Annotated in this window: 24 protein-coding genes; 15 read left to right on the top strand and 9 right to left on the bottom strand. The window is 59.8% G+C overall.

Going from position 1 to position 24,930, the window contains the following annotated elements:
- Window positions 1-3 precede the first annotated feature (3 nt).
- On the bottom strand, window positions 4-663 hold the full coding sequence (locus JOE39_RS02680) for a GntR family transcriptional regulator (RefSeq protein WP_029573233.1): 660 nt from the start codon (window positions 661-663) through the stop codon (window positions 4-6).
- A gap of 276 nt (window positions 664-939) precedes the next feature.
- Between JOE39_RS02680 and xdhA the strand changes: the two genes are divergently transcribed.
- From xdhA to guaD, 4 genes are read left to right on the top strand one after another with little or no spacing between them, the layout of a single operon-like run.
- Window positions 940-2,394 (top strand): xanthine dehydrogenase small subunit, encoded by a 1,455-nt coding sequence (gene xdhA / locus JOE39_RS02675; RefSeq protein ID WP_122335388.1) that lies wholly within the window; start codon window positions 940-942, stop codon window positions 2,392-2,394.
- Window positions 2,387-4,906: a xanthine dehydrogenase molybdopterin binding subunit gene (xdhB, locus tag JOE39_RS02670; protein ID WP_122335389.1), complete on the top strand. Its 2,520-nt coding sequence runs from the start codon at window positions 2,387-2,389 to the stop codon at window positions 4,904-4,906. Before xdhA ends, xdhB begins: the two co-directional genes overlap by 8 nt.
- A complete protein-coding gene (gene xdhC, locus JOE39_RS02665; RefSeq protein ID WP_003415822.1) occupies window positions 4,903-5,742 on the top strand; it encodes a xanthine dehydrogenase accessory protein XdhC in 840 nt (279 codons plus the stop codon). The genes xdhB and xdhC overlap by 4 nt, the downstream gene beginning before the upstream one ends.
- A 17-nt stretch (window positions 5,743-5,759) precedes the next feature.
- The gene (gene guaD / locus JOE39_RS02660) at window positions 5,760-7,073 is read left to right on the top strand and encodes a guanine deaminase (RefSeq protein ID WP_210077929.1); all 1,314 of its coding nucleotides are present in this window, start codon (window positions 5,760-5,762) and stop codon (window positions 7,071-7,073) included.
- 101 nt (window positions 7,074-7,174) lie between these two features.
- On the opposite strand, the gene JOE39_RS02655 is transcribed toward guaD, so the two are convergent.
- Both JOE39_RS02655 and uraH read right to left on the bottom strand, forming a co-directional pair.
- On the bottom strand, window positions 7,175-7,924 hold the full coding sequence (locus tag JOE39_RS02655) for a GntR family transcriptional regulator (RefSeq protein ID WP_024693061.1): 750 nt from the start codon (window positions 7,922-7,924) through the stop codon (window positions 7,175-7,177).
- 111 nt (window positions 7,925-8,035) lie between these two features.
- On the bottom strand, window positions 8,036-8,389 hold the full coding sequence (gene uraH, locus JOE39_RS02650) for a hydroxyisourate hydrolase (protein WP_024661484.1): 354 nt from the start codon (window positions 8,387-8,389) through the stop codon (window positions 8,036-8,038).
- 398 nt (window positions 8,390-8,787) lie between these two features.
- On the opposite strand from uraH, the gene puuE reads away from it, so the two are divergent.
- From puuE to JOE39_RS02620, 6 genes are all read left to right on the top strand, one after another.
- On the top strand, window positions 8,788-9,717 hold the full coding sequence (gene puuE / locus JOE39_RS02645) for an allantoinase PuuE (RefSeq protein WP_003343034.1): 930 nt from the start codon (window positions 8,788-8,790) through the stop codon (window positions 9,715-9,717).
- Window positions 9,714-10,229: a 2-oxo-4-hydroxy-4-carboxy-5-ureidoimidazoline decarboxylase gene (gene uraD / locus JOE39_RS02640; RefSeq protein WP_065093733.1), complete on the top strand. Its 516-nt coding sequence runs from the start codon at window positions 9,714-9,716 to the stop codon at window positions 10,227-10,229. Before puuE ends, uraD begins: the two co-directional genes overlap by 4 nt.
- A gap of 41 nt (window positions 10,230-10,270) precedes the next feature.
- Window positions 10,271-11,266: an allantoicase gene (gene alc, locus JOE39_RS02635; protein ID WP_003423375.1), complete on the top strand. Its 996-nt coding sequence runs from the start codon at window positions 10,271-10,273 to the stop codon at window positions 11,264-11,266.
- 201 nt (window positions 11,267-11,467) lie between these two features.
- Window positions 11,468-11,980 carry an ureidoglycolate lyase gene (locus JOE39_RS02630; RefSeq protein WP_003396316.1) on the top strand — a complete coding sequence of 171 codons (513 nt, stop codon included), beginning with the start codon at window positions 11,468-11,470 and terminating at the stop codon, window positions 11,978-11,980.
- A gap of 5 nt (window positions 11,981-11,985) precedes the next feature.
- On the top strand, window positions 11,986-13,278 hold the full coding sequence (locus tag JOE39_RS02625) for a urate hydroxylase PuuD (protein WP_003423374.1): 1,293 nt from the start codon (window positions 11,986-11,988) through the stop codon (window positions 13,276-13,278).
- Window positions 13,279-13,643: 365 nt separating this feature from the next.
- Complete coding sequence (locus tag JOE39_RS02620; RefSeq protein ID WP_074908245.1) at window positions 13,644-14,429, top strand: outer membrane protein OmpK; 786 nt, start codon at window positions 13,644-13,646, stop codon at window positions 14,427-14,429.
- 179 nt (window positions 14,430-14,608) lie between these two features.
- Here JOE39_RS02620 and JOE39_RS02615 read toward each other — a convergent pair whose 3' ends face one another.
- Window positions 14,609-15,517 (bottom strand): DUF808 domain-containing protein, encoded by a 909-nt coding sequence (locus JOE39_RS02615; protein WP_024662002.1) that lies wholly within the window; start codon window positions 15,515-15,517, stop codon window positions 14,609-14,611.
- A gap of 146 nt (window positions 15,518-15,663) precedes the next feature.
- Window positions 15,664-16,170, bottom strand: a complete 507-nt coding sequence (locus JOE39_RS02610) for an Lrp/AsnC family transcriptional regulator (RefSeq protein WP_003315203.1) — start codon at window positions 16,168-16,170, stop codon at window positions 15,664-15,666.
- A 186-nt stretch (window positions 16,171-16,356) separates the two neighbouring features.
- On the opposite strand from JOE39_RS02610, the gene JOE39_RS02605 reads away from it, so the two are divergent.
- The 3 genes from JOE39_RS02605 (at window position 16,357) to JOE39_RS02595 (ending at window position 18,045) form a co-directional block, all read left to right on the top strand.
- A complete protein-coding gene (locus JOE39_RS02605; RefSeq protein WP_003423368.1) occupies window positions 16,357-17,373 on the top strand; it encodes a 1-aminocyclopropane-1-carboxylate deaminase in 1,017 nt (338 codons plus the stop codon).
- A 158-nt stretch (window positions 17,374-17,531) separates the two neighbouring features.
- Window positions 17,532-17,771, top strand: a complete 240-nt coding sequence (locus JOE39_RS02600; RefSeq protein WP_004418474.1) for a CopG family ribbon-helix-helix protein — start codon at window positions 17,532-17,534, stop codon at window positions 17,769-17,771.
- Window positions 17,761-18,045 (top strand): type II toxin-antitoxin system RelE/ParE family toxin, encoded by a 285-nt coding sequence (locus tag JOE39_RS02595; protein WP_122220095.1) that lies wholly within the window; start codon window positions 17,761-17,763, stop codon window positions 18,043-18,045. The genes JOE39_RS02600 and JOE39_RS02595 overlap by 11 nt, the downstream gene beginning before the upstream one ends.
- 34 nt (window positions 18,046-18,079) lie before the next feature.
- Here JOE39_RS02595 and JOE39_RS02590 read toward each other — a convergent pair whose 3' ends face one another.
- Window positions 18,080-18,934, bottom strand: a complete 855-nt coding sequence (locus JOE39_RS02590; protein ID WP_122220096.1) for a LysR family transcriptional regulator — start codon at window positions 18,932-18,934, stop codon at window positions 18,080-18,082.
- A 74-nt stretch (window positions 18,935-19,008) separates the two neighbouring features.
- Between JOE39_RS02590 and JOE39_RS02585 the strand changes: the two genes are divergently transcribed.
- Complete coding sequence (locus tag JOE39_RS02585) at window positions 19,009-19,941, top strand: DMT family transporter (RefSeq protein ID WP_122220097.1); 933 nt, start codon at window positions 19,009-19,011, stop codon at window positions 19,939-19,941.
- A gap of 33 nt (window positions 19,942-19,974) precedes the next feature.
- Here the strand turns inward: JOE39_RS02585 and JOE39_RS02580 are convergent, their stop codons facing one another.
- Window positions 19,975-21,903: a methyl-accepting chemotaxis protein gene (locus tag JOE39_RS02580; protein ID WP_024665697.1), complete on the bottom strand. Its 1,929-nt coding sequence runs from the start codon at window positions 21,901-21,903 to the stop codon at window positions 19,975-19,977.
- Between the two features lie 268 nt (window positions 21,904-22,171).
- Window positions 22,172-23,299, bottom strand: coding sequence for a saccharopine dehydrogenase NADP-binding domain-containing protein (locus tag JOE39_RS02575; RefSeq protein ID WP_210077931.1), 1,128 nt, complete (start codon window positions 23,297-23,299; stop codon window positions 22,172-22,174).
- Window positions 23,300-23,452: 153 nt separating this feature from the next.
- Here JOE39_RS02575 and JOE39_RS02570 point away from each other — a divergent pair, with 153 nt between their 5' ends.
- Window positions 23,453-23,968, top strand: a complete 516-nt coding sequence (locus JOE39_RS02570) for a GNAT family N-acetyltransferase (RefSeq protein ID WP_210077933.1) — start codon at window positions 23,453-23,455, stop codon at window positions 23,966-23,968.
- A gap of 42 nt (window positions 23,969-24,010) precedes the next feature.
- On the opposite strand, the gene JOE39_RS02565 is transcribed toward JOE39_RS02570, so the two are convergent.
- Window positions 24,011-24,880 (bottom strand): TauD/TfdA family dioxygenase, encoded by an 870-nt coding sequence (locus JOE39_RS02565; protein WP_024665695.1) that lies wholly within the window; start codon window positions 24,878-24,880, stop codon window positions 24,011-24,013.
- Window positions 24,881-24,930: the final 50 nt, after the last annotated feature.

Genomic DNA, 24,930 nt, shown 5'->3' with positions numbered 1-24,930 from the left:
GCGTCAGCCCGCTGCCAGGGCGGCCAGCACCAACTGGCAGCTGCGCTGACAGTAGCTGACCAACACAACACGAATCTTCGGGATATCCCGTGCCACCACTGCGCCAAGCAGTTCGTCGAACAACGCCAGGTAGTCGCCCATATCGGCCTTGCGTTGCTCGAGCGCGATGAAATAGCTGCGGCTCATGGAAGGCTGCAGATTCTCGACGGTTTCCTCAAGGTACGGGTTGTTGGCAAACGGATAGGCTGCGCGCATCACATTGAAGCTCTCTTCGACGAATGCATTGACGTCCTGCTGCTCGAAACTGGTCTGCAGACGCTGTTGTATCTGCATGAACGGTGCAAGATCCTCCTCGGTCGTCCAGCGCTCGACCACAGCGTTGGCCAGCAGAATGTACAGCTCTCTCATCATGCAGCACAGGCTGGTGACATTGTGTGCGTTGAGCACCGTGACCTGTGCGCCACGACGCGGCAGGATCACCACCAGGTGGCGGCGCTCCAGAATCAGTAATGCTTCGCGCACGGAGCCACGGCTGACGTTCAACGCCTGCGTGACTTTCTGTTCCTGGATACGCTCTCCAGGCTTGAGCTCACCGCGAATGATCCGCTCGGCAAGATGATGAGCAATTTGCTCAGCGAGGCTGTCCGGGGCCTTGAACGTCATGACTATCCTTCAGAAAAAACCAGTTCCGCATGCAAGCCGCGGAGTGTATCTCAACCGGCACCGGTGGCGCAGGGCCATAAACACGGAAACTGGCACGAAATACGCAAAACCTTGAATACAGCCGGCAGGCAATTCAAGAACCAGAGGTTGTTTGATCGGCAGATGGCCGAAAAACTCAATTTCCTGACTCTGAAGTCAGAAACAAATTGACCCAATAAACATAGCTGATAGATTCATCGACATGTCTGATGACAATAAACGTGAGGGCTTTGCGCCGTGATTCAGTTCCTTTTGAACCAAGAGCTAAAAACCGAGCGCAGCCTGAATCCGAACATGACCGTGCTGACCTACCTGCGTGAGCAGGCACACAAGCCCGGTACCAAGGAAGGTTGTGCCAGTGGTGACTGCGGTGCCTGCACCGTCGTGGTAGGCGAGTTGCACAGTGACGCCGACGGCGAGCAAACGCTGCGTTATCGCAGCCTCAATTCATGCCTGACGTTCATGGCGTCGCTGCACGGCAAACAATTGATCAGCGTCGAGGACCTCAAACATCAGGGCCAGTTGCACAGCGTGCAGAAGGCGATGGTCGAGTGTCATGGCTCGCAATGCGGCTTTTGTACCCCGGGTTTCGTGATGTCGCTGTTTGCCCTGCAAAAGAACAGCAGCGAAGCCGATGCCCATCAGGCCCACGAAGCCCTGGCCGGCAACCTGTGTCGCTGCACCGGCTATCGCCCTATTCTGGCCGCCGCCGAGCAGTCTTGCGCGCAGCGCCTGCCGGACCAGTTCGATCAGCGCCAGGCGCAAACCGTCGAACGCCTGCGCGCCATCGCCCCGGCCGGCACCGATGAACTGAATGACGGCGAAAAACGCTGCTTCATTCCGCTGACCGTTGCGGATCTGGCGGACCTCTACGACAGCCATCCACAGGCGCGTCTACTCGCCGGCGGCACCGATCTGGCCCTGGAAGTCACGCAGTTTCACAAACAGTTGCCAGTGATGATTTACGTCGGACACATCGACGAGATGAAGGGCGTGAAGCGTTTCGACGATCGCCTGGAGATCGGTGCGGCAACCCCGCTGACCGATTGTTATACAGCGCTAAAGGCCGAATACCCGGACTTTGGCGAGTTATTGCAGCGCTTTGCTTCGTTGCAGATCCGCAATCAGGGCACGCTAGGTGGCAACATCGGCAACGCCTCCCCCATCGGCGATTCCCCGCCGCTGCTGATCGCCCTTGGTGCGCAGGTCGTGCTGCGCAAAGGCAACAGTCAGCGCACCCTGGCACTGGAAGACTATTTCATCGATTACAAGGTCACGGCCCGTCAGGAAAGCGAGTTCATCGAAAAGATCATCGTGCCCACTGCCTCTGCGCGACAGATTTTCCGCGCCTATAAAGTCTCCAAACGGCTGGATGACGACATCTCGGCGGTCTGCGCTGCTTTTCGCCTGACCCTGGAAGACGGCGTGATCCACGAGGCTCGCGTAGCGTTCGGCGGTATGGCGGCGATTCCGAAACGTGCAGCGGCCTGCGAACAGGCGCTGATCGGGCAGCCATGGAACCATGCAACTGTCGAGCGCGCCTGCGCTGCACTGAGCGAGGACTTCACCCCGCTGTCGGATTTCCGGGCGAGCAAGGAGTACCGCCTGTTGAGCGCGCAAAACCTGCTGCGCAAGTACTTAATCGAATTACAGACCCCAGCGGTTCCAACGCGGGTGACTGACTATGTCTGAGCATTCCCCAAACGCCACCCAGGCCGAGATGCTTGCGGTATTTCAGCAGGGTCTGAACACCGGCGTTGGCCGCAGCGTCAAGCACGACAGTGCCGACAAGCACGTGTCCGGCGAAGCGGTGTACATCGATGATCGCCTGGAATTCCCCAACCAGTTGCACGTCTACGCACGCCTTTCCGACCGTGCCCATGCGCGTATCGTCAGCATCGATACCTCGCCCTGCTACGCCTTCGAAGGTGTACGCATCGCGATTACCCATCAGGATATTCCGGGGCTCAAGGACATTGGGCCGTTGCTGCCCGGCGACCCGCTGCTGGCCATCGACAAGGTGGAGTTCGTCGGGCAACCGGTGCTCGCGGTGGCGGCTCGCGACCTGGACATTGCACGCCAGGCAGCCATGGCGGCAATCATCGAATACGAAGACCTGCAACCGGTGCTGGATGTGGTCCAGGCCCTGCGCCAGAAACACTTCGTGCTCGACAGCCATACCCACAAGCGTGGCGACTCTGCCGCTGCGCTAGCCCGCGCAACCCACCGCCTGCAGGGCAACCTGCACATTGGCGGCCAGGAACATTTTTACCTGGAAACCCAGATCTCCTCGGTGATGCCGACCGAAGACGGCGGCATGATCGTCTATTGCTCGACCCAGAACCCCACGGAAATCCAGAAGCTGGTGGCCGAGGTGCTGGGCGTGCCGATGAACCGCATCGTGGTCGACATGCGCCGCATGGGCGGTGGTTTTGGCGGCAAGGAAACCCAGGCGGCCAGTCCGGCCTGCCTGTGCGCCGTGATTGCCCGCTTGACCGGCCAGCCCACCAAGATGCGCCTGCAACGCTTCGAAGACATGCAGATGACCGGCAAGCGCCACCCGTTCTACATCGAGTACGACGTGGGCTTCGACGATGACGGTCGTTTGCAGGGCATACAGCTGGATCTGGCCGGCAACTGTGGCTATTCGCCGGACCTCTCGGCGTCCATCGTCGACCGCGCCATGTTTCATGCCGACAACGCCTATTACCTGGGCGAAGCCACCGTCAACGGTCACCGCTGCAAGACGCACACTGCGTCCAATACCGCCTACCGGGGCTTTGGCGGCCCGCAGGGCATGGTCGCCATCGAAGAGGTCATGGACTGCATTGCACGCTTCCTCGGCAAGGACCCGTTGCACGTACGCAAGGCCAACTATTACGGCAAGACCGAGCGCAACATCACCCACTATTACCAGACGGTCGAACACAACCTGCTGGAAGAGATGACCGCCGACCTCGAGCAAAGCAGCCAGTACGCCGAGCGCCGCGAAGCGATTCGTGCGTTCAATGCCGGCAGCCCGGTGCTGAAAAAAGGCCTGGCGCTGACACCGGTCAAGTTCGGTATCTCGTTCACCGCCAGCTTTCTCAATCAGGCCGGTGCGCTGGTTCATATCTACACCGACGGCAGCATCCACCTGAACCATGGCGGCACCGAAATGGGCCAAGGTTTGAACACCAAGGTCGCGCAGGTCGTGGCGGAGGTGTTCCAGGTGGACATCGAGCGCATCCAGATCACCGCGACCAACACCGATAAGGTGCCGAACACCTCGCCCACTGCCGCTTCGAGCGGTACGGACCTGAACGGCAAAGCCGCACAGAATGCCGCTGAAATCCTCAAGCAAAGGCTGGTGGAGTTTGCTGCCAGGCACTATCAGGTGAGCGAAGCAGAGGTCGAATTCCGCAACGGCCATGTGCGGATCGGCGAGCTGTACCTGCCGTTCGCCGAACTGGCGCAATTGGCATGGATGGGCCAGGTGTCGCTGTCGAGCACCGGCTATTACAAGACGCCGAAGATTTTCTACGACCGCAGCCAGGCGCGTGGCCGGCCGTTCTATTATTACGCCTTTGGCGCAGCCTGCGTGGAGGTCATCGTCGATACGCTGACCGGCGAATACAAGATGTTACGCACCGACATCCTTCACGATGTCGGCGCGTCGCTGAACCCGGCCATCGATATCGGTCAGGTCGAAGGCGGCTATATTCAGGGCGCCGGCTGGCTGACCACCGAGGAACTGGTGTGGAACGACAAGGGCAAGCTGATGACCAGCGGCCCGGCGTCCTACAAGATCCCGGCAGTGGCAGACATGCCGCTCGATCTGCGCATCAAGCTGGTAGAGAACCGCAAGAACCCGGAAGACACGGTGTTCCATTCCAAGGCCGTCGGCGAGCCGCCGTTCATGCTCGGCATCGCCGCCTGGTGCGCCATCAAGGACGCCGTGGCGAGCTTGGGTGACTATCGTCATCAACCAAACATCGACGCCCCGGCGACGCCGGAAAAAGTGTTGTGGGGCTGCGAACAGATGCGCCAGCACGGCGCTGCGCGTCGCGCATCCAGCGAAAGGGCCGAGCCGACTGTTTCTGCCTCTTCGCGAGCAAATGAAGAGGCGCCAGGCTCGTCTTCACCTATTCAGGATGCCCCCGTGGGAGCGAGCTTGCTCGCGAAGGCGCCTGGCCTGGATCACTCTGTCCTGGAGCAGAAATGAACAACTGGATCAGCGCCCTGGCCGAGCTGCAGGCCCGTGGAGAACCCGGCATTCTGGTGACGATCATCGAGGAGCTGGGCTCCACGCCACGTAATGCCGGATCGAAAATGGTGGTCTGCGCCGAGCACATCCACGACACCATCGGTGGCGGCCACCTGGAATACAAGGCCATGGAAATCGCCCGCGAGATGCTTGCCAGCGGCACCCGGCAGACGCGCCTGGAACGCTTCAACCTGGGTGCAAGCCTGGGCCAGTGCTGCGGCGGCGTGAACGTGCTGTTGTTCGAACCGATGGGCGAGCCCGTCGCGCAGATCGCCGTGTTCGGTGCCGGTCACGTCGGCCGCGCCCTGGTGCCGCTGCTGGCCAGCCTGCCCTGCCGGGTACGCTGGATCGACAGCCGTGAGCAGGAATTCCCCGAGTCGATGCCCGAGGGCGTGACGAAGATCATCAACGACGAGCCGGTCGACGAGGTCGCGCAACTGCCGGTCGGCACCTATTGCATCGTGATGACCCACAACCATCAGCTGGATCTGGAACTGACGGCCGCCATCCTCAGGCGTGGCGACTTTGGTTACTTCGGGCTGATCGGCTCGAAAACCAAACGGGTCAAGTTCGAACATCGCTTGCGGGAGCGCGGTTTCGACGCCAGTCTGCTGCAACGCATGCGTTGCCCGATGGGCCTGGCCGAGGTCAAAGGCAAGCTACCCATCGAGATCGCGGTGTCGATCGCCGCGGAAATAATCGCCACTTACAATGTCAGCTTTGGCCAACACACCGCCAACGCCGAACCTATCGCCAGACTGCTGCCTGCATCGCGCCGCAGTCAGTCGCAATGAGTCCCAACGAGAGTGCCATGAGTTCAGTTTCCCGCCGTAAAGCTTACCGCGCCGCCATCGTTCACAGCCTCGCCGACCCGGCCGAAGTGGCGCTGGAGGCATCCTATGAATACTTTGCCGACGGCCTGTTGCTGGTCGAGGACGGCAAGATCGTTTCGGTGGGTCACGCTGCCGATCTGCTGGAGCGCCTCGACGACGATGTCGAGCTGATCGAATACCCGGACGCCCTGATCACACCGGGGTTCATCGACACCCATATTCACTTGCCGCAGACCGGCATGATCGGCTCCTACGGCGAGCAATTGCTGGATTGGCTCAACACCTACACCTTCCCCTGCGAAAGCCAGTTCGCCGACCCCGCGCATTCGGCGCAGGTGGCCGACATCTTCATAAAGGAACTGCTGCGCAATGGTACGACCACGGCGCTGGTGTTCGGCAGTGTGCACAAGGAATCGGTCGAGGCATTTTTCAGTGCGGCCCAGGCACTTGATCTGCGCATGATTGCCGGCAAGGTGATGATGGACCGCAATGCGCCGGATTATCTGGTCGACACGCCAGAAACCGGGTATGCCGACAGCAAGGCGCTGATCGAACGCTGGCATGGCAAAGGGCGTTTGAGCTACGCAGTGACGCCGCGCTTCGCGCCGACCAGCAGCCCGGAACAATTGAGCCTCGCCGGCCAGTTGCTCACCGAATACCCCGGCCTGTACCTGCAGACCCACATCAGCGAGAACCTTCAGGAGATCGAGTGGGTCAAGGCGCTGTTCCCGGAGCGCAAGCATTATCTGGACGTCTACGATCACTTCAACCTGCTCGGCGAGCGCTCGGTGTTCGCCCACGGCGTGCACCTGTGCGACGAACAATGCGCCCGACTGGCGCAGACCGGTTCGGCGATTGCCTTCTGCCCGACCTCCAACCTGTTTCTGGGCAGCGGCCTGTTCAACCTGCCAATGACCGAGAAGCACAAGGTGAATGTCGGCCTGGGCACCGACGTGGGCGGCGGCACCAGCTTTTCGATTCTGCAGACCCTCAACGAGGCCTACAAAGTCATGCAGATGCAGGGCGCGCGGCTCAATCCGGTCAAGTCACTGTACCTGGCGACACTGGGCGGCGCGCGGGCGCTGCGTCTGGAAGACAAGGTCGGCAGCCTGAAGCCCGGCAACGAGGCTGACTTCCTGGTGCTCGACTACAACGCCACCCCACTGCTGTCATATCGCTTGAAGCAGGCGAAGACTATCGAAGAGATTCTCTTCGTGCTGATGACCATCGGTGACGACCGGACGGTGAAGCAGACCTGGTCGGGTGGCCGATTGGTGCATGACAGAAGCTAGCATCTCGCTCCTCACGCTCCCGCGTGCCAAGAGGACGCGGAGCGTCCGCAACGGCATGACGACACGGAACGTCGCACGAAAGTTGAATTATCCGCGCGGCCTTAACGCTTCGTCTTTTTCCGGCTCATGACATGCGAGAACACTGCATGCAGGTCGTCAGAGGCGCTGTCTTCATCAAGGTTGAGCTTGCTGTCGATGTGGTCCATGTGATGCATCATCAATTCGACGGCCAGCGCTGCATTGCGGGCTTCGATGGCGTCGATCAACTGGCTGTGCTCATCGTAGGAACAATGCGTGCGATTGCCGGTTTCGTACTGGGCAATGATCAGTGAGGTCTGCGACACCAGGCTGCGCTGGAAGCTGATCAGCGGCGCGTTTCTCGCCGCCACGGCCAACTGAAGGTGAAACTCGCCGGACAGACGAATACCGGCGCCCCGATCACCGCGAGCAAAGCTGTCGCGCTCGTCGCTGACCATCTGACGCAGCTCGGCCAGTTGCTCGGCAGTGGCGTGCTCGACCGCCAGTTGCGTGATTGCCTTCTCGACCATGCGCCGCGCGAAAAACACCTGACGCGCCTCTTCAACGCTGGGGCTGGCGACCACTGCGCCACGATTGGGGCGCAACAGCACGACGCCCTCATGCCCCAGCCGCGACAGAGCGCGACGAATGATGGTGCGGCTGACACCGAAAATCTCGCCCAGCGCCTCTTCACTCAGTTTGGTACCCGGCGCCAGCCGCTGTTCCAGGATGGCATCGAAGACATGTTCGTAAACGATATCGTCTTGCGTGACGTTACGGCTTAGGCCAAGCCTGCGCGGCTGTTTCTTGAGAGGCAGAGACTGGTCGTTCATGGGCACTCGTGCGCAGGTGGATGACGGCGTCGGGACTGGCGCATTGTACACAGGGCAAAAGCGCAGACACGCGCAAAAAAAAGCCCGCAGTGTGGGGCGGGCAAGAGGTATTCAGCTGCCCCGGTACGTCGAGTAGCTGTACGGCGAGATTAGCAGCGGGACATGAAAGTGTTCCTGACCTGCATCAATGCCGAAGCGCAGCACCACCTCATCGAGAAAGGCAGGCTCATTCAGAACCACGCCCCGCGTGCGGTAATAATCGCCAGCCTTGAAGTGCAATTGATAGACGCCGGATTGATAAGTCTCACCCTGCAACAGCGGCGCATCGCAGCGCCCATCGCTGTTGGTAAGCGTACTGACAATATGCAGCAGTCGCTGGTCTTCGACCCGGTACAACTCGATGCGGATGGCGCTGCCGGGGCAGCCGTGGGCGGCGTCCAGTACATGTGTGGTCAATTTTCCCAAAACTTCACTCCTCACAGCCGGCCATGGTGAAGCAGTGCACCAATGAAGTGCTCTACATCGTGCGATTGCGACCGATTAAGACACTTTCGGGAAAACCTGTACACAATAAATTCTTCATCGTTCCACAGCCCTTAGCCAGGACGCTAGCTGGGCGCGGGATTGGCCATACAAGAAGGAAGCAGAGGAAAAATATCAGGTTTTTTACGATTAGCTGACCAGTCAGGCAGGTTTCTTGCTTGTTTTACTCTTGCTGAGACGCTTCGGTGCAGAAACGTACAGGGTTACAAGCTGAAAATAAAATTGTATACAATCTTGATCCGACAGTGCCTTGACCGCTATTGGCATTGCACCTGACTTAACGCATCCAACGCACCCCATGGACAAGAAGGAAGCTTGCAGTGAGCGCTGACTACCCACGCGACCTGATCGGTTACGGCAACAACCCGCCTCACCCACGCTGGCCGGGTAATGCGCGCATTGCCTTGTCTTTCGTGCTGAATTACGAGGAAGGTGGCGAGCGCAATATTCTGCATGGCGACAAGGAATCAGAAGCCTTCCTGTCCGAGATGGTTGCCGCGCAGCCACTCCAGGGCCAGCGCAACATGAGCATGGAGTCGCTGTACGAATACGGCAGCCGCGCCGGTGTGTGGCGCATTCTCAAGCTGTTCAGGCAGTTCGATATCCCCCTGACCATTTTCGCCGTGGCCATGGCCGCGCAGCGTCATCCAGAGGTGATCCGCGCCATGGTCGCCGAAGGTCATGAGATCTGCAGCCACGGCTATCGCTGGATCGACTACCAGAACATGGACGAAGCCCAGGAGCGCGAACACATGCGCCAGGCGATCCAGATCCTCACCGAGATCAGCGGCGAACGGCCGCTGGGCTGGTACACCGGGCGCACCGGCCCCAACACCCGGCGCCTGGTCATGGAGGAAGGCGGTTTTCTCTATGATTGCGACACCTACGACGATGACCTGCCGTACTGGGAGCCGAACAACCCGACCGGCAAGCCTCATCTGGTGATTCCGTACACCCTGGACACCAACGACATGCGCTTCACCCAGGTGCAGGGCTTCAACAATGGCGAGCAGTTCTTCCAATACCTCAAGGATGCGTTCGACGTGCTGTATGCCGAAGGCGAAGACGCGCCGAAGATGCTTTCCATCGGCCTGCATTGCCGCCTGATCGGCCGCCCCGCCCGCCTCGCCGCACTCAAGCGTTTCATCGAGTACGCCAAAGGCCATGAGCAAGTGTGGTTTACCCGTCGTGTCGATATCGCCCGGCACTGGCACACTGAACATCCGTTTACCGGCAAGGCCGAGCAATGAGCACGTTCAAGACACTGACACCTTCAAGCCTGGGCCGGGATGCGTTCATCGCGGTCTTCGCCGATATCTACGAACACTCACCGTGGGTCGCGCAGCAAGCGTTCGACCAAAGCACAGGCGCGCAACTCGATCAGGTCGAGACCCTGCACGCTCGCATGAGCGAGATCTTGCTGGGTGCCACACACGAGCAACAACTGGCACTGATCAATGCCCACCCGGACCTGGCAGGCAAGGCTGCCGTTCAGGGCGAGCTGACTCAGGCCAGTACCGATGAACAGGCCGGCGCCGGTATTCACCATTGCACGCCTGAAGAGTTTCAGCGCTTTACCGAGTTGAACGAGGCTTACAAGGCCCGCTTCGGCTTTCCGTTCATCATGGCGGTCAAGGGCAGCGACAGACATAAGATTCTGGCGGCGTTCGAGCAACGCATCCACCACTCGCCCGAGGTCGAGTTCGCTTGCGCCCTGGCCGAGATCAACAAGATCGCACTGTTTCGTCTACAGGCGCTTTGAGCGTCGCAGTCATAACCGTATTCAGAAGGCAGACAAAGAGCATGAAAGTTTACGCCGCACCGTTCGAGAAGTTCGTGAACCTGGCCGACGCGCGTCTGGGCACCAAAATTCTTTCGGTCACCGATGACTGGTTCGCCGACGCCAATCGGCTTTTCCAGCCGACACCGGCCGTCTGGAAAGAAGGCGTGTTCGACGACAACGGCAAGTGGATGGACGGCTGGGAGTCGCGCCGCAAGCGTTTCGAAGGGTACGACAGCGCGGTGATTCGCCTCGGCGTGGCGGGAACCATCAAGGGTGTGGACATCGACACCTCGTTTTTCACCGGCAACTTCCCGCCTTCCGCATCGCTGGAAGCGTGCTTCCTGGCGTCGGGCGAGCCCGATGAAAACACCGCCTGGACCGAAGTGCTGCCGTCTGTGGAGCTGCAAGGCAACAGCCATCATTACCACGAGATCAGCAACGATCAGGCGTTCAGCCACCTGCGCTTCAACATCTATCCGGATGGCGGAGTCGCGCGTCTGCGCGTGTACGGTGTGCCGCATCGCGACTGGTCGAAAGTCAGCGAGGACGAGCAGATCGATCTGGTTGCGGCGCTCAATGGCGGCCGATCGATTGCCTGCTCCGATGAACACTACGGCAGCATGAGCAACATCCTCAACCCTGGTCGCGGTGTGAACATGGGCGACGGCTGGGAAACCGCGCGCCGCCGCACACCCGGCAACGACTGGGTGATCGTGGCGCTCGGGCACCAGGGCGAAGTCGAAAAAGTCATCGTCGATACCCTGCACTTCAAGGGTAACTACCCGGACAGCTGCTCGATCCAAGGCGCCCTGGTCAAGGGTGGCACCGACAGCCAGATCGAAACCCAGAGCCTGTTCTGGCGCGAGTTGCTGCCCAGCCAGAAGCTGACCATGCACGCCGAACACGAGTTCGCCGAGCAGATCAAGGCGATCGGCCCGATCACCCACATCCGCCTGAACGTATTCCCGGACGGTGGCGTGAGCCGCCTGCGAGTGCTGGGCAAGGTGGCCAGGTAACAACGCATAAACTCTCGTTCCTACGTTCGGCGCTCATCATATACATAAGTCCTGGAGCGCCCTGAATAAAAGACTGTCAGGCTTCTGCCCGAAGGGCGTAGGAGCGTCGCCCGGTCCGCTCCTACGGCCTCCGGCCAGAATCCAAAGCGGATGTGTGTATAACGATGAGCGCCCCCTCAAAACCATTGAAGAAGAACCCGCATGCGCAAACTGATAATCGAGCCACTGACCAAGGAAGCCTTTGCGCCATTCGGTGATGTGATCGAAACCGACGGCAGCGATCACTTCATGATCAACAACGGCTCGACCATGCGCTTTCATCGTCTGGCTGACGTGCAGACCGCGCAGCCGGAGGACAAGGCGATCATCAGCATTTTCCGCGCCGAAGCGCTGCCGATGCCGTTGACCATCGGCATGCTGGAGCGTCATCCGCTGGGCAGCCAGGCGTTCGTGCCGCTGCTCGGCAACCCCTTTCTGATCGTGGTCGCGCCGGTTGGCGATGAGCCTGAATCAGAGGCGACCCGCGCCTTCGTGTCGAACGGCAGGCAAGGTGTCAATTACCATCGCGGCGTCTGGCACCATCCGGTGCTGACGATCGAAAAGCGGGATGACTTCCTGGTGGTTGATCGCAGTGGCGAAGGCAACAACTGCGACGAGCATTACTTTGCCGAGAGCCAGTTGCTGGTTCTCGATCCCCACCCACTGGAAGGGTAAACACCGTGCTGGCACATATGATGGAATGGCTGAATCTGGGCGTGCGCTGGATTCACATGATTGTCGGCGTCGCCTGGATCGGCGCATCGTTCTACTTCGTCTGGCTGGAGAACAACCTCAACCGCAGCAACCCGCGTGAAGGCCTGTCGGGTGACCTTTGGGCGATCCACGGCGGTGGCATCTACCACCTGGAGAAGTACAAGCTCGCACCGCCGACCATGCCGGAGAATCTGCACTGGTTCAAATGGGAAGCCTATTCGACCTGGCTGTCCGGTGTCGCGCTGTTGTGCGTGGTGTTCTACGCCAACCCGACGCTGTACCTGCTGGCACCGGGCAGCAGCCTGAGTGGCGCCGAGGGCGTGCACATCGGCCTGGGTTCGTTGTTCGTCGGCTGGTTCATTTACAGCTTTCTGTGTGACTCGCCACTGGGCAAGCGCCCAGCCCTGTTGGGCGTGGTCCTGTTCGTGCTGCTGGTGGCGGCGGCATATGGTTTCAGCAAAGTGTTCAGCGGTCGCGGTGCCTATCTGCATGTGGGCGCGATCATGGGCACCATCATGGTCGGCAACGTGTTCCGCATCATCATGCCGGCCCAGCGCGCGCTGGTGGCCGCGATTGCCGAGAACCGCACGCCGGACCCAAGCCTGCCGGCAAAAGGCCTGTTGCGTTCACGACACAACAACTACTTCACCCTGCCCGTGCTGTTCATAATGATCAGCAATCACTTCCCAAGCACCTACGGCAGTGAGTACAACTGGCTGATTCTCGCAGGCATCGCGCTGCTGGCCGTGCTGGTGCGCCATTACTTCAATACACGCCACGACAGCCATCGATTCGCCTGGACCCTGCCGGTCGCGGCGCTGGGCATGCTGTGCCTGGCGTATGTCACCGGCCCTGCGCAAGCGCCGGCAAAAATTGTCTATCAGCCACTGCCCGGTACGGCGGTCGGCGGGCATCGGGCTGATGAGCAGCCTGCGCAACCCGCCGCTGCACCTGCCCAGGCAGCACCTGCCCAGCCCGAGCCTGCCAAGGTGGCAGGTGCAGACTTCAACAAGGTGCACGACGTCATCCGGCAACGTTGCTCGGTCTGTCACTCGGCCACGCCTACCAGCCAGCTATTCAGCGTCGCTCCGGCCGGCGTGATGTTCGATACGCCTGAACAGATCCAGCAACAGGCGCCGCGCATCAAGGCGCAGGCAATCACCGCGCCGATCATGCCGCTGGGCAATATCACCCAGATGACCCAGCAGGAACGTGATCTGGTAGGCGCCTGGATCGATCAGGGCGCGCACATCAACTGAAGCAACGGGCATTGCCCTGTTTTCGCTCCGGACGCCCTGCTCTGGAGCACTTGAGCACGGCGACGCGAGTCAGTATCCTCCGCCGCCGCTGCCAACCCGCCCCTCTTTTTCCCGATAGCTGAACCTGACCGGGCAGCCCACTGGCTGAACGGCACTCAGAACGCAGTCCATTGAAAAAAACAACCTGAAATCGACACTTCGATATCGGTTTGAAGGGTTACTTAAACTTTTTTTCACTGATTGGCGCAGCTCTTGCTAACAACACAAAGCTGACCAGACAGACAAATTATTGCAACCACCGACAAGGCGTCATGCATAGAACGCCAGTCCGAAAAAATCACGATCGACATCAAGGGGCTCACCGCATGAACCGTACGATTTCCAGTGCATTACTGGCCAGCAGTCTGCTGGTTGCTGCACCCGCCATGGCAGGGGATATCTTCCAGTGGCAGAGTAATAGCCTGACCTATCTCAATGGACGAGACTTTGCTGTCAACCCGGAAAATCAGCAGACCTTCACCTTTGAGCACGCGGACAGCTGGAAGTACGGCGACAACTTCTTCTTCGTCGACAAGATCTTCTACAACGGCAAGAAAGACGCAACCGCTGGCGATAACACCTATTACGGCGAGTTCTCGCCACGGCTTTCGCTGGGCAAGATCTTCGGCCAGAAGTTCGAGTTCGGGCCGATCAGCGATGTGCTGATTGCCGCAACTTACGAGTTTGGTGAGGGCGATAACGAGTCGTACCTGATCGGTCCGGCGTTCGACTTGAAGATCCCGGGTTTCGACTACTTCCAGCTTAACTTCTACCAGCGCCAGACCGAAGGCAATCGCCCGGGCGACGGCGTGTGGCAGATCACTCCGGTGTGGTCCTACACCATTCCGGTGGGCAAATCGGATGTGCTGATCGACGGTTTCATGGACTGGGTAGTCGACAACGACAAGACCTCGCGTGGCACTTACCACTCCAACCTGCACTTCAACCCGCAGATCAAGTACGACCTGGGCAAGGCACTGAATTACCCGGAGCGGCAGCTGTACGTGGGTATCGAATACGACTACTGGACCAACAAATACGGCATCAAGGACACGAGTTCCTTCGACACCGATCAGAACACCGCGAGCTTGCTGGTCAAGGTGTTCTTCTAAACACGATCCGGTTGTGACGCTCGTTCCCGCGCTCAGCGCGGGAGCGCATTTCTGAAGCCTCTGCGCCCAACCCTGAGAGGGAGTTGCTGCGCAGATCTGTGACGCGGAGCGTCACGGGATGCATGCCAACGCGGAGCATTGGCATGAGACTCAACCCCTGCGCGACGCCCCGCCTCCACTCACTCCTTCGCAGCTTTCCAGACCTTGCCAATCAATGTCACAACCAGCACCAGCATGGCACCGGCAATGATCCCGGCAAGCGCATCGATCAGCGTCGGAACGACCATCGACAGACCGCCTACCGCACCCGCTGCCGCTTCGGTCACACCCTCGACCCAATGATGAGCGAACGGCAGGCCGTGGACCAGAATCCCGCCGCCGACCATGAACATGGCGGCAGTACCGACGATCGAGAGCACTTTCATCAACACCGGTGCCAGCCACAGCAGGCCTGCACCGATCTTTTGTGCAGCCGAAGCTGCGCTTTTCTTCAGGTACAGGCCCAGGTCATCGAGTTTGACGATACCGGCGACCAGCCCGTAGACCCCCACGGTGATCAGCACTGCGACGATGACCAGTACGCCGACCTGATCCATGAAGGGTCTGGCCGAGACCACACCCAGTGCGAGCACGATGATTTCCGCCGAAAGAATGAAGTCCGTGCGGATCGCGCCTTTGACGCGTTCCTTTTCGAACGCCACCATGTCCACGGACGCATCCGCCGACGCCTGCTTGCGCTGCTCATGCTCTTCGCCGGTTTCGGGATGCAGCCATTTATGGGCGATTTTCTCGAAGCCCTCGAAGCACAGAAACGCACCGCCGATCATCAGCAACGGCAGAATCGCCCAGGGTGCGAAGGCACTGATCAGCAACGCTGTCGGAACCAGAATGGCCTTGTTGAGCAGCGACCCCTTGGCCACGGCCCAGACAACCGGCAATTCGCGATCCGCTGAAACACCGGTGACCTGCTGGGCATTGAGCGCCAGATCATCACCCAGCACACCCGCCGTTTTCTTCGTGGCCAGCGCCACGTCATCGAGCAGCATCGCAATATCGTCAAGCAGGGTAAGCAAGCTTCCAGCAGCCAAAATGAAAATCCTTGAGCAAGTAAAAAAGAAAACGGCACTGATTGAATCATGCGCCAGAGTCAATCGTATGGCAGTCAGCAACTCTGACCTTGGTCAGGCGTGAACGTTTGACGCTGCATGCAGCAAACAGGCCACGCCAAACCCCATCAGAGAGGTAACTGTGTGGTGGAAACGACCTGACGCAGTCCCATGAACGAACGAATCTGTCTGACACCGGGCAAGTACAGTAACTGTTCGGCGTGCAAACGGTTGAAGCTCTGACTGTCCCTGGTGCGCAACAACATGAAGTAGTCGAACTCGCCAGTGACGACATGAAACTCCATACAGCCGGAAACCTTCTGTGCAGCGGCTTCGAATTGGGCGAATGAATCCGGTGTCGAGCGGTCCAGCACGACACCGATCAGCACCACCATGCCGGCGTCCAGAACATCGCCATTGAGCAACGCCACCACGCCCTTGATCACGCCCGCCTCTTTCAGCCGCTCGACGCGACGCAGGCACGCAGGCGGACTCAGTTTGACCTTCTCGGCAAGTGCCACATTGGAAATGGACGCGTCACGTTGCAAGGTCTTGAGGATGGCGCGGTCAATCCTGTCCAGCAGCGGCGTTACGTCAGCACCGGACTTTTTAGTGCGTTCATTTATTGCTTTCATAATGAAATTCACACAATAAAAGTCTGTTTAGTTGCATTCAGGCTAACGCTTATTTTGTAGATAGGCAATTCTTTGCAACCACGATTATTCGTGGTTTTCCTATGATGGGAGCCATGCCGGGCGGCTCGATAAACATATCGAGACCCACCTTCAATGTCCGGAATAACTTATCAACGGAGACCCGATATGAACCTGAGCAAGTTCAAGCGCTACCCTCTGACCTTCGGCCCCTCGCCCATTACCCCACTGAAACGCCTGAGTGAGCATCTGGGCGGCAAGGTCGAGTTGTATGCCAAGCGCGAGGATTGCAACAGCGGTCTGGCCTTCGGCGGCAACAAGACCCGCAAACTGGAATACCTGGTGCCGGAAGCTATCGACGGTGGCTACGACACACTGGTATCGATCGGTGGCATCCAGTCCAACCAGACCCGTCAGGTGGCAGCCGTAGCGGCGCATCTGGGCATGAAGTGCGTGCTGGTTCAGGAGAATTGGGTCAACTATTCGGACGCGTTGTACGACCGGGTCGGCAATATCGAGATGTCGCGCATCATGGGCGCTGATGTGCGTCTGGATTCGGCAGGCTTCGATATCGGCATTCGCCCGAGCTGGGAAAAGGCCATGGCCGACGTCGAGGAAGGCGGCGGCAAACCGTTCCCGATTCCAGCGGGCTGCTCGGAACACCCTTATGGCGGCCTGGGGTTCGTGCGTTTTGCCGATGAAGTGCGCCAGCAGGAAGAAGAGCTGGGCTTCAAGTTCGACTACATCGTGGTCTGCTCGGTAACCGGCAGCACTCACGCAGGCATGCTGGTGGGCTTCGCAGCCGATGGCCGGGCACAGCGTGTGATCGGTATCGACGCGTCGGCCAAGCCGGAAAAGACCCGCGCGCAGGTCCTGCGTATCGCTCAGAACACCGCAAAACTGGTGGAGCTGGGCCGCGAAATCAGCGCCGAAGACGTGGTGCTCGACACCCGCTACGCCTACCCGGAATACGGCCTGCCGAACGATGGCACCCTCGAAGCCATCCGCCTCTGCGCCCGCCTGGAAGGCGTGTTGACCGACCCGGTCTACGAAGGCAAATCCATGCACGGCATGATCGACATGGTGCGCAACGGCGAATTCCCCGAAGGCTCGAAAGTGCTCTACGCCCACCTAGGCGGCGTGCCGGCGCTGAATGCCTACAGTTTTCTGTTCAAGGACGGTTGAGCCACCCCGAAAGCTGCTTGAATGGCCCGCGAATTCGCGGGCCATTTTGCACCCGATAAAAAACCGACAAACCAGAAATGGAAACGGCATCTACAGGCGTATTCACATGTATTACACTGCACCCTCATGTAATACAAATAACTACGTGTGAGGTGTATATGTCCACAATGTCTCTACGTCTGCCGGACGAAATGGCAGATACCCTTGCACACCTTGCAAAGGCGACCGGGCGCAGCAAGTCATTTTTGGCCCTCGACGCGCTCCGCGAATACCTGACACGCGAGGCTTGGCAGATTGCCGAAATTCAGCGTGCCATCGAAGAAGCCGACGCCGGCGAGTTCGCAAGCCCAGACGACGTAAAAGCTGTCATGGACAAATGGTCAGGCAATGCAGGTTGAATGGCTCAAAACAGCACTAAAGAATCTGGATGAGGAGGCAGTGTATATCGCACTGGACAATCCAGCTGCTGCCGCTGCTTTCGTGAAAGCCATTCAATCAAGCGTAACGCAGCTCGCGAGCTTTCCCGCCATGGGCCGGGAAGGACGGATTGCCGGAACCAGAGAATGGCCTCTGCCAGACCTGCCTTACCTGATTCCATATCGCATCCGTAGCGGCCGACTACAGGTTCTACGGATTTTCCACACCAGAAGACAATCGCCACCCGTGTGGTGAACCGCAAAGACGTTTACTGCACACAGCTTCGCTATCAAACCCGAAAATACTTCTGCAGGGCCTGCGCCAGCAGGCTCACCGCCTCGTCGTTCTGTGACAACGGCGAGCGCAGGAAGACGATTTCGTGCTCGGCTATTTCAGGCAGGTCATCGAGAATCTGCATGGCGTCCGTGACCCCGCTCCGATCGATGAGGCTGATCGCAAGGCCCGCTTCCACACAGGCTTTGATCGCCTGATTGGACGGGCTTTCGAGAACTACGCGGACTTTGCGGCCGTTGTCTTTGAGTGACGCCAGCATGGCTTCACGATAGGGACATTGGGCTGCGTGAATCGCCAGCGGCACCGGGTCAGCGGATGCCAGTGCAACGCTGGCCGGCCCGACCCAGACCGGTTTGGTCGATACCAGAAACTGCGTATCAGCACTCAGTTGCCCTTTGGGTTGCGCGATCACTGCTGTCTGCAACTTGCCACGCGCAACCTGCTCGCGCAGTGCGTAGCTGGGTGCGGATTTCAATTCCAGCACGACATTGGGCCACGCGGCCGCGAACACCGGCAGGATGTCGCGAATGACATGCACGGCGTATTCATCCGGAACACCCAGCGTGATGCGTCCGGCCAGATGAGTGCCTTGCAGATCCGCCAGCACCCGGTCATGCGTGGACAGCAGCTCTGTCGTCGACAGCAGCAGGCGCTTGCCCAGCGCCGTCAGCGACACTGCCTGGTTGTCCCGATTGAGCAAGCGCCCGCCCGCCACGGCCTCGAGGCGCTGGACATGCACACTCACTGCTGCCGGGCTTTTATGAAGTTGCTCGGCGGCGGCTGAAAACTTTCCTATCCGCGCCACCGCATGGAAGGTGCGCACCAGTTCGATGTCGAGAATGGCCGTCATGATTCATTATTCCTGAACAACTCATGCATTTAATTTTGATTTATTAGACTACGCCGGTTTCGTAACCTGTGTCCATGAACCCATACCTGTCGATTGCTCCTAACGTCTCGCGGCCTGCCTGGCATCAGGCCATTCCCCTTCCTCTGCTTGAAGCCGCGCTTATTCTGACTTGGAGTTCAGGCTTCGTCGGCGCACGCTTTTCGCTGGAACATGCGCCGCCGCTGCTGGTGGTGTTCTGGCGCTGTGTGATGGTTACCCTGATCCTGCTGCCTTTTGTTGCCAGGCAACTGAGGTCGATCCCGGCTGCGACGCTGCTGAAAAACGCGGGTATCGGTTTGCTGGCCATGACCGGCTACGTCGCCGGTGTCACGCAGGGTATTGCGCTGGGCGTGCCAGCCGGCCTCGCTGCGCTGTTTGCCGATTTGTTGCCGATGGGCATGGCACTCCTGGCGGCAGTAGTGCTCGGACAACGGCTGGCCTGGCAAATCTGGGCGGGGCTGTTTGTCGGGCTGATCGGCGTAGTGCTGGTGACCTACAGCGCGCTTGCGGTGGGTGACGCACCGTTGTGGGCCTACGGCCTGCCGCTGCTGGGCATGTTGTCACTGGCCATCGCGACGCTGTGGCAGAAACAGTCCGGCACCGCAGAGCCTATGGCACTGCTCCCCAATCTGTGGCTGCAATGCGCTGTCTCCAGCGTCGCCTTCGCGATCATTCAGGGCACACAGGGCAGCCTGGCGCCTGTAGCCAGTACCGGCTTTGCGCTGAGCGTGCTATGGACGGTGGGGCTGGCAACCCTGGGCGGTTACGGACTGTATTGGGTGTGTCTGCGCCGCGCGACAGCCACCCGCGTCGCCAGCGTGCTCTACCTCAGCCCACCGGTGACGATGCTCTGGGCCTGGGCGATGTTCGACGAACCGCTGTCCTGGCAGATGGCGTCAGGCATGGCGGTGTCAGGTATCGGCGTGTGGATGGTGGTGCGAGCGGAACAACAGCAGTCGGCCGACTGATGGGCTCAGGAGGCCGACCTGGCTTTGCGCAGGTTAAATCTTGAAACGCGCGACCATGCTCTGCAAATCGCTGCCCAGACGGGCCAGCTCGACGGTCGATGCTGCGCTTTGCTCGGTGGCTGAAGCCGACTGATCGGCGATGTCGCGCACGCTGAGTACACTGCGGTTGATTTCTTCGGTCACAGCGCTCTGTTGCTCAGCTGCGGCGGAAATCTGCTGACTCATCTGTTCGATGGTGCCAATGGACTGGTTGATTTCCACCAGCGCCTGTTCGGCCTGACGAGCCAGCACCACGGTGCCTTCAGTGCGTTGCAGGCTGGCGTCCATCAGGCCCGAGGCGGCGCCTGTACCTTTTTGCAACGCTTGGATCAGCGCTTCGATTTCGGTTGTGGAATTCTGCGTACGCTGAGCCAGCGAGCGGACTTCGTCAGCCACCACGGCAAAACCACGACCCTGCTCGCCTGCTCGTGCAGCCTCGATGGCTGCGTTGAGCGCCAGCAGGTTGGTCTGCTCGGCGACTGCCTTGATCACGTCAATCACGCTGCCGATCTTGCCGCTGTCTTCGGTCAGGCGCTGCATGGCTTGGCCCAGTTGCTGCACTTCACCGGCCAATTGACCGATTTCGCGCGTGGCATGCTGCACCACACTGCTGCCGTGAGCGGCGCGCTCACTGGCCTGTTTGGCGGCTTGCGAAGCGTCTTCGGTGTTGCGCGCCACTTCCTGTACGGTAGAGGCCATCTCGTTCATGGCGGTGGCGACCTGGTCGACTTCGTTTTTCTGCAGGGTCACGCCCGCGCTGGTCTGCTCGCTGACGGCAGACAACTGTTCGGCCGCCGTGGCGATCTGCGTGACACCGTTGCCGATCCCACCGATCAAGCCGCGCAGCGAAACAGTCATGTGCTGCATGGTGTTCTGCAACAGGCCCAGTTCGTCCTGGCGGGTGGTGCTGGTGTCATGGGTCAGATCGCCGTCGGCGATCCGGCGCGCCGCAATTACGGTGCTACTCAACGGCACGGTAATCTGGCGCGTGATCAGGAACGCAGCAAAGATGCCGACCAGCAGCACGACCAGCGCTACGCTGAGCAATTGCACCACAGCGGTTCCCTGTTCCTTCTTGGCGCTGATGACCTGCAGCGCCGCCAGATCATCGGCACGGGCTGCGGTCGCTACGGATTGCTGTTGCAGGTCATTGCGGATCTGCTCGGTCTGCTGAAGCATGTCCGAAATCGACGTCATCAGCACCTTGTACTGTTTCAACGCCACCAGCGCGGCATCCACTGCGGCATTTGCCTCGACAGGCAACTGGCTGCGGGCGGCGTCCACTTGCGCGATCAGGACGTCGGCGGCCTTATAGGTGGCCTGACGGTTGTCGGCATTCGGAACGCTCAGGTAGCGGCGAAACACCAGGCGGAAGTTGGTCATGCCGTTACGCAGGTCGCCAGCGATCTTGACCTGCCTGATGCCGGTTTCATTCGGCGCGCGCAAGGTGTCGTCAATGGTCTTATTCAGCAGATTCTCGAAGGTCGCGCTGACGTCATCGGACACCTTGATGATCGGTTTCAACGCCTCGTCGACTTTCTGATTGATGCCGACCAGCTGGTCGAACGTCTGCTTCAGACCGCCCACCTGCTCCTTGATCTCGCGCAGCTTGGCCAGGTTGCTCGAGATCACGAACACCTGCAGGCCTTGATCGACACTGCGGCTCAAGGTATCCAGGGCGCTGGCGTAATTCTGCACACCTGCGGCGGTAGGACCGGTCGCATAGGCTTGCGCAGCGATCCGGGCACTCAGGACGTCAGCCTTGATCTCGGCGACCTTGCTGCTCTTGCCCATGCGCTCGATCAGCAGGTTAGTACTGGAGTAGCCGATGACGGTGACGGTCAGTACTCCGAGCAAAATAGCGGCAAAGCCCAGCCCGAGCTTCTTGCTGACGTTTAAATTGTCCAACCATTTTGCGCTCATTACGTGTGTGCCTTTAATTTTTGCGGAATACCCGTGAGTCGGCGCTGAAAGATTTAACTTGATAGTTAATGTGTCTGGAATAACGGACCGGTCGAGAGAGAGGACCTCGCACCCCATGAGTTACGGGGTCAGGGATCGATGATTAAGATTTATTTAAGTTGCCTGAGCAGAATTTTCCGATGATTGGTGCTGTAGAAAACAGCAAAAAAGTGCAATCAAAAAGCCACATAAGCCGCCTGTACAGAGCCATCGGACATCTGCTGCTGCGTCAGGCGTTGTGGTTATTGAAATGAACATCCAGCCGGATGTTTTCCGGCTCATCAATCGCCGCCAGGTACTCGTCCACGGTGATTTCTCCGACGCAGGCCCGAGCACCGGGCTGTGGACGATAGCCACCGGCCATTTTGCTGCTCAGCGCGACGGCGGCACTGCCGGGAATCTCCGGCCCCTTGTCGTTCAGTGCAGTCAGTTGCGCACGCATGTGCAACGGCTGGCCGTCGAGGTCGACGCCATCGACATCGAGGTACATCGCGCTCTTTCGATCACCCCACTGTTCAAAGCGCGCGCCCCAACGGTACAGGCGCTCCGCCCACGGCGCAGGATCGCGCAGCAGCCCGCAGCGAATCGCCAGCGCCAGCAGCCAGGTCGCGATGCCGCCGGCCTTGAGCGCGGAACCGGCCTTGAAGCTCAGATTCTGCGCGGCGTAGCGTGCAGCAAATACATCCAGGTCCGGGACGTCGACATTGGCCACCAGCCGCGTGCCCATGCCGGGCATCCGGCGCAGGGCCAGGCCCATCCAGCCGTAAACGTCGTGTACCTTGCCGTTGCGCAGTTGCCTGATCGGCCGCCCGGCATTGGCCAGCACGCCGCGCACGGTCGACAGACCGGGCATTTTCGCTGCCGAGGAGATGCCATGCTCTATCGAATCGATGCGCAGAAAACGCTGGCGATGCTGATCGATGATCGCCGCCGAAAGCGTCGGCACCGAGCTGCACCCGCTCAGCACGCTGACACCTGCCTCGCGCGCTCGGGCATCGAGGGTGGCGATGCCGGCGACAAACGCCCGGCAATCCGCCAGGTCGCAATAATTCACACCCGCCTCAATGCAATGCCGGGCCACGGCATACGACTGGCCCTGAAAAGGCCCCGCGGTGTGGATAAGCAGATCGATGGCCAATTCACCCAGCTCACTGCCCGCGCCATCCTGCATGATGTCCACGCACCAGCTCTCGCAGAACCTGCCCCCCAGCGTTTGCAGTGCGGCGACCTTTTCCGCCAGCTTGCGCGGGTCACGACCGGAAATGACCAGTTCGATGTCCGGCATCATCACCAGATGATTACAGATGAGGCTGCCGAAGTTACCGTAGCCACCGATGACCAATACGCGAAATGCCATTGACTCGTCCCTGACCTGCCGAAGGATGTGATCCTGCCTGGTTGCGTCACGATTACCGTGAGCAACGGCGATGAAATACGCGTGCATTATTGATCATTGGCCGCAGGCCGGGTACAAAACCCGATGCCTTTTTGATTGCCCCGGGAGCAACGGATGCTGGAACTACACACCGAACGGCTTTATCTGCGGCCCCTGCTCGCCAGTGACTGGCCGTTGTTTTTCAGGCTGCACTCCGAGCCCGAGACCATGCAGTACGTATTCGGAAAAATCGAAGAGCCGCAGATCCGCAAAGGCTTCGATCATCGCCTGCCCGAGTGGACGCCGGCGTCCGATCACTGGCTGTGCCTGGTGGTCATGGACGCCCAGAGCCATGCCGAACTGGGGGTCAGCGGCTTTCGCATCCTGTCGCCGGGGCACGCCGAAGTGGGCTATCTGTTACTGCCGGAACATCAAGGCAAGGGCTTCGGCACCGAGTCATGTCGCGCAATCATCGACTACGCCGCCGCCATCGGCCTGGATTCACTGGAATCGACCGTGACCGACGGCAACATCGCCTCCTGCAAGGTGATGGAGAAATGCGGCTTCACCTTCGAGCGCCGCGTCCCGCAGGCCTATCAGATCGGCGATCAGTGGTTCGACGATCTGATATACCACCTGCCACTGCGCTGATGAAGCGACAGACCTGCGTTCGCCAGTCAATCGCAAGCGCCTTCAGGCCTGGGGCCGTCCACCCAGAATCGTCACCCGCTCGCCATAGCGCGAGTGCGGGAAGTAATCCCACACCGCGTGATGCTGGGTGCAACGGTTATCCCAGAACACCAGGGTGTTCGGCTCCCAGCGAACGCGGCAACTGAGAGAAGGTTCGCGGGCGATCAGATCGAACAGCATGTTCAGCACCGCGTGGCTCTCGCCGGGCGAGAGTTGCACGATATGCGAGGTGAACCCGGAATTGACAAACAGGCTGCGACGTCCGGTTTCGGGGTGACGAACCACCAGCGGATGCTCGCTTTTCGGCAGGCCGGCAGGCGGCTGATAGCCTTTCCACGGAATCTCGCCATCGTGAATGGCCGTCAGCCCACCGAGAAACTGCTGCATCGCTGGCGAGAGCATTTCAATGGCCAGGTGCATGTTGGCAAACAGCGTGTCGCCGCCGGTGCCGATGGCGGGTGTCTCCTTGACGTACAGCATCGAGCCCATCGACGGCTCCAGATCAGCGGTGCCGTCGGTGTGCCATAGCTCGCCCGCAGCGAAACGCGATTGGGCGTTGGCGCGCACCACGACCAGTTCCGGGTCATCGCCATCAATGCTGTCCACCGGCAAGGCGCGCAAAGGACCGAACAGTCGGCCGAATGCCTTGTGCTGTTCGACCGTCAGGTGCTGATCGCGAAACACCAGCACGTGATTTTCCAGAAAGGCCCGGCGGATTTCCGTCAGCTGCTCGGCGCTGAGTGGTTGCGACAGATCGACACCGCCGACCTCGGCACCGATGATCGGTGTCAGGCGGTTGACCGTGATGCTCTGATACGGCGCACGCACGGCGCCTGCGATGCCTTCTATGGCCTTGAGTGCCATTTGATCCATGATCCCTCACCTTCAGTTGTTGGCATGGCCGGTCACCATGCCCGTGGTTC

Source organism: Pseudomonas sp. PvP100, from assembly GCF_017833055.1.
GTDB lineage: Bacteria > Pseudomonadota > Gammaproteobacteria > Pseudomonadales > Pseudomonadaceae > Aquipseudomonas > Aquipseudomonas syringae.
The sequence above is the reverse complement of the archived record's forward strand: the minus strand, read 5'-3'. Positions and strand labels throughout refer to the sequence as shown.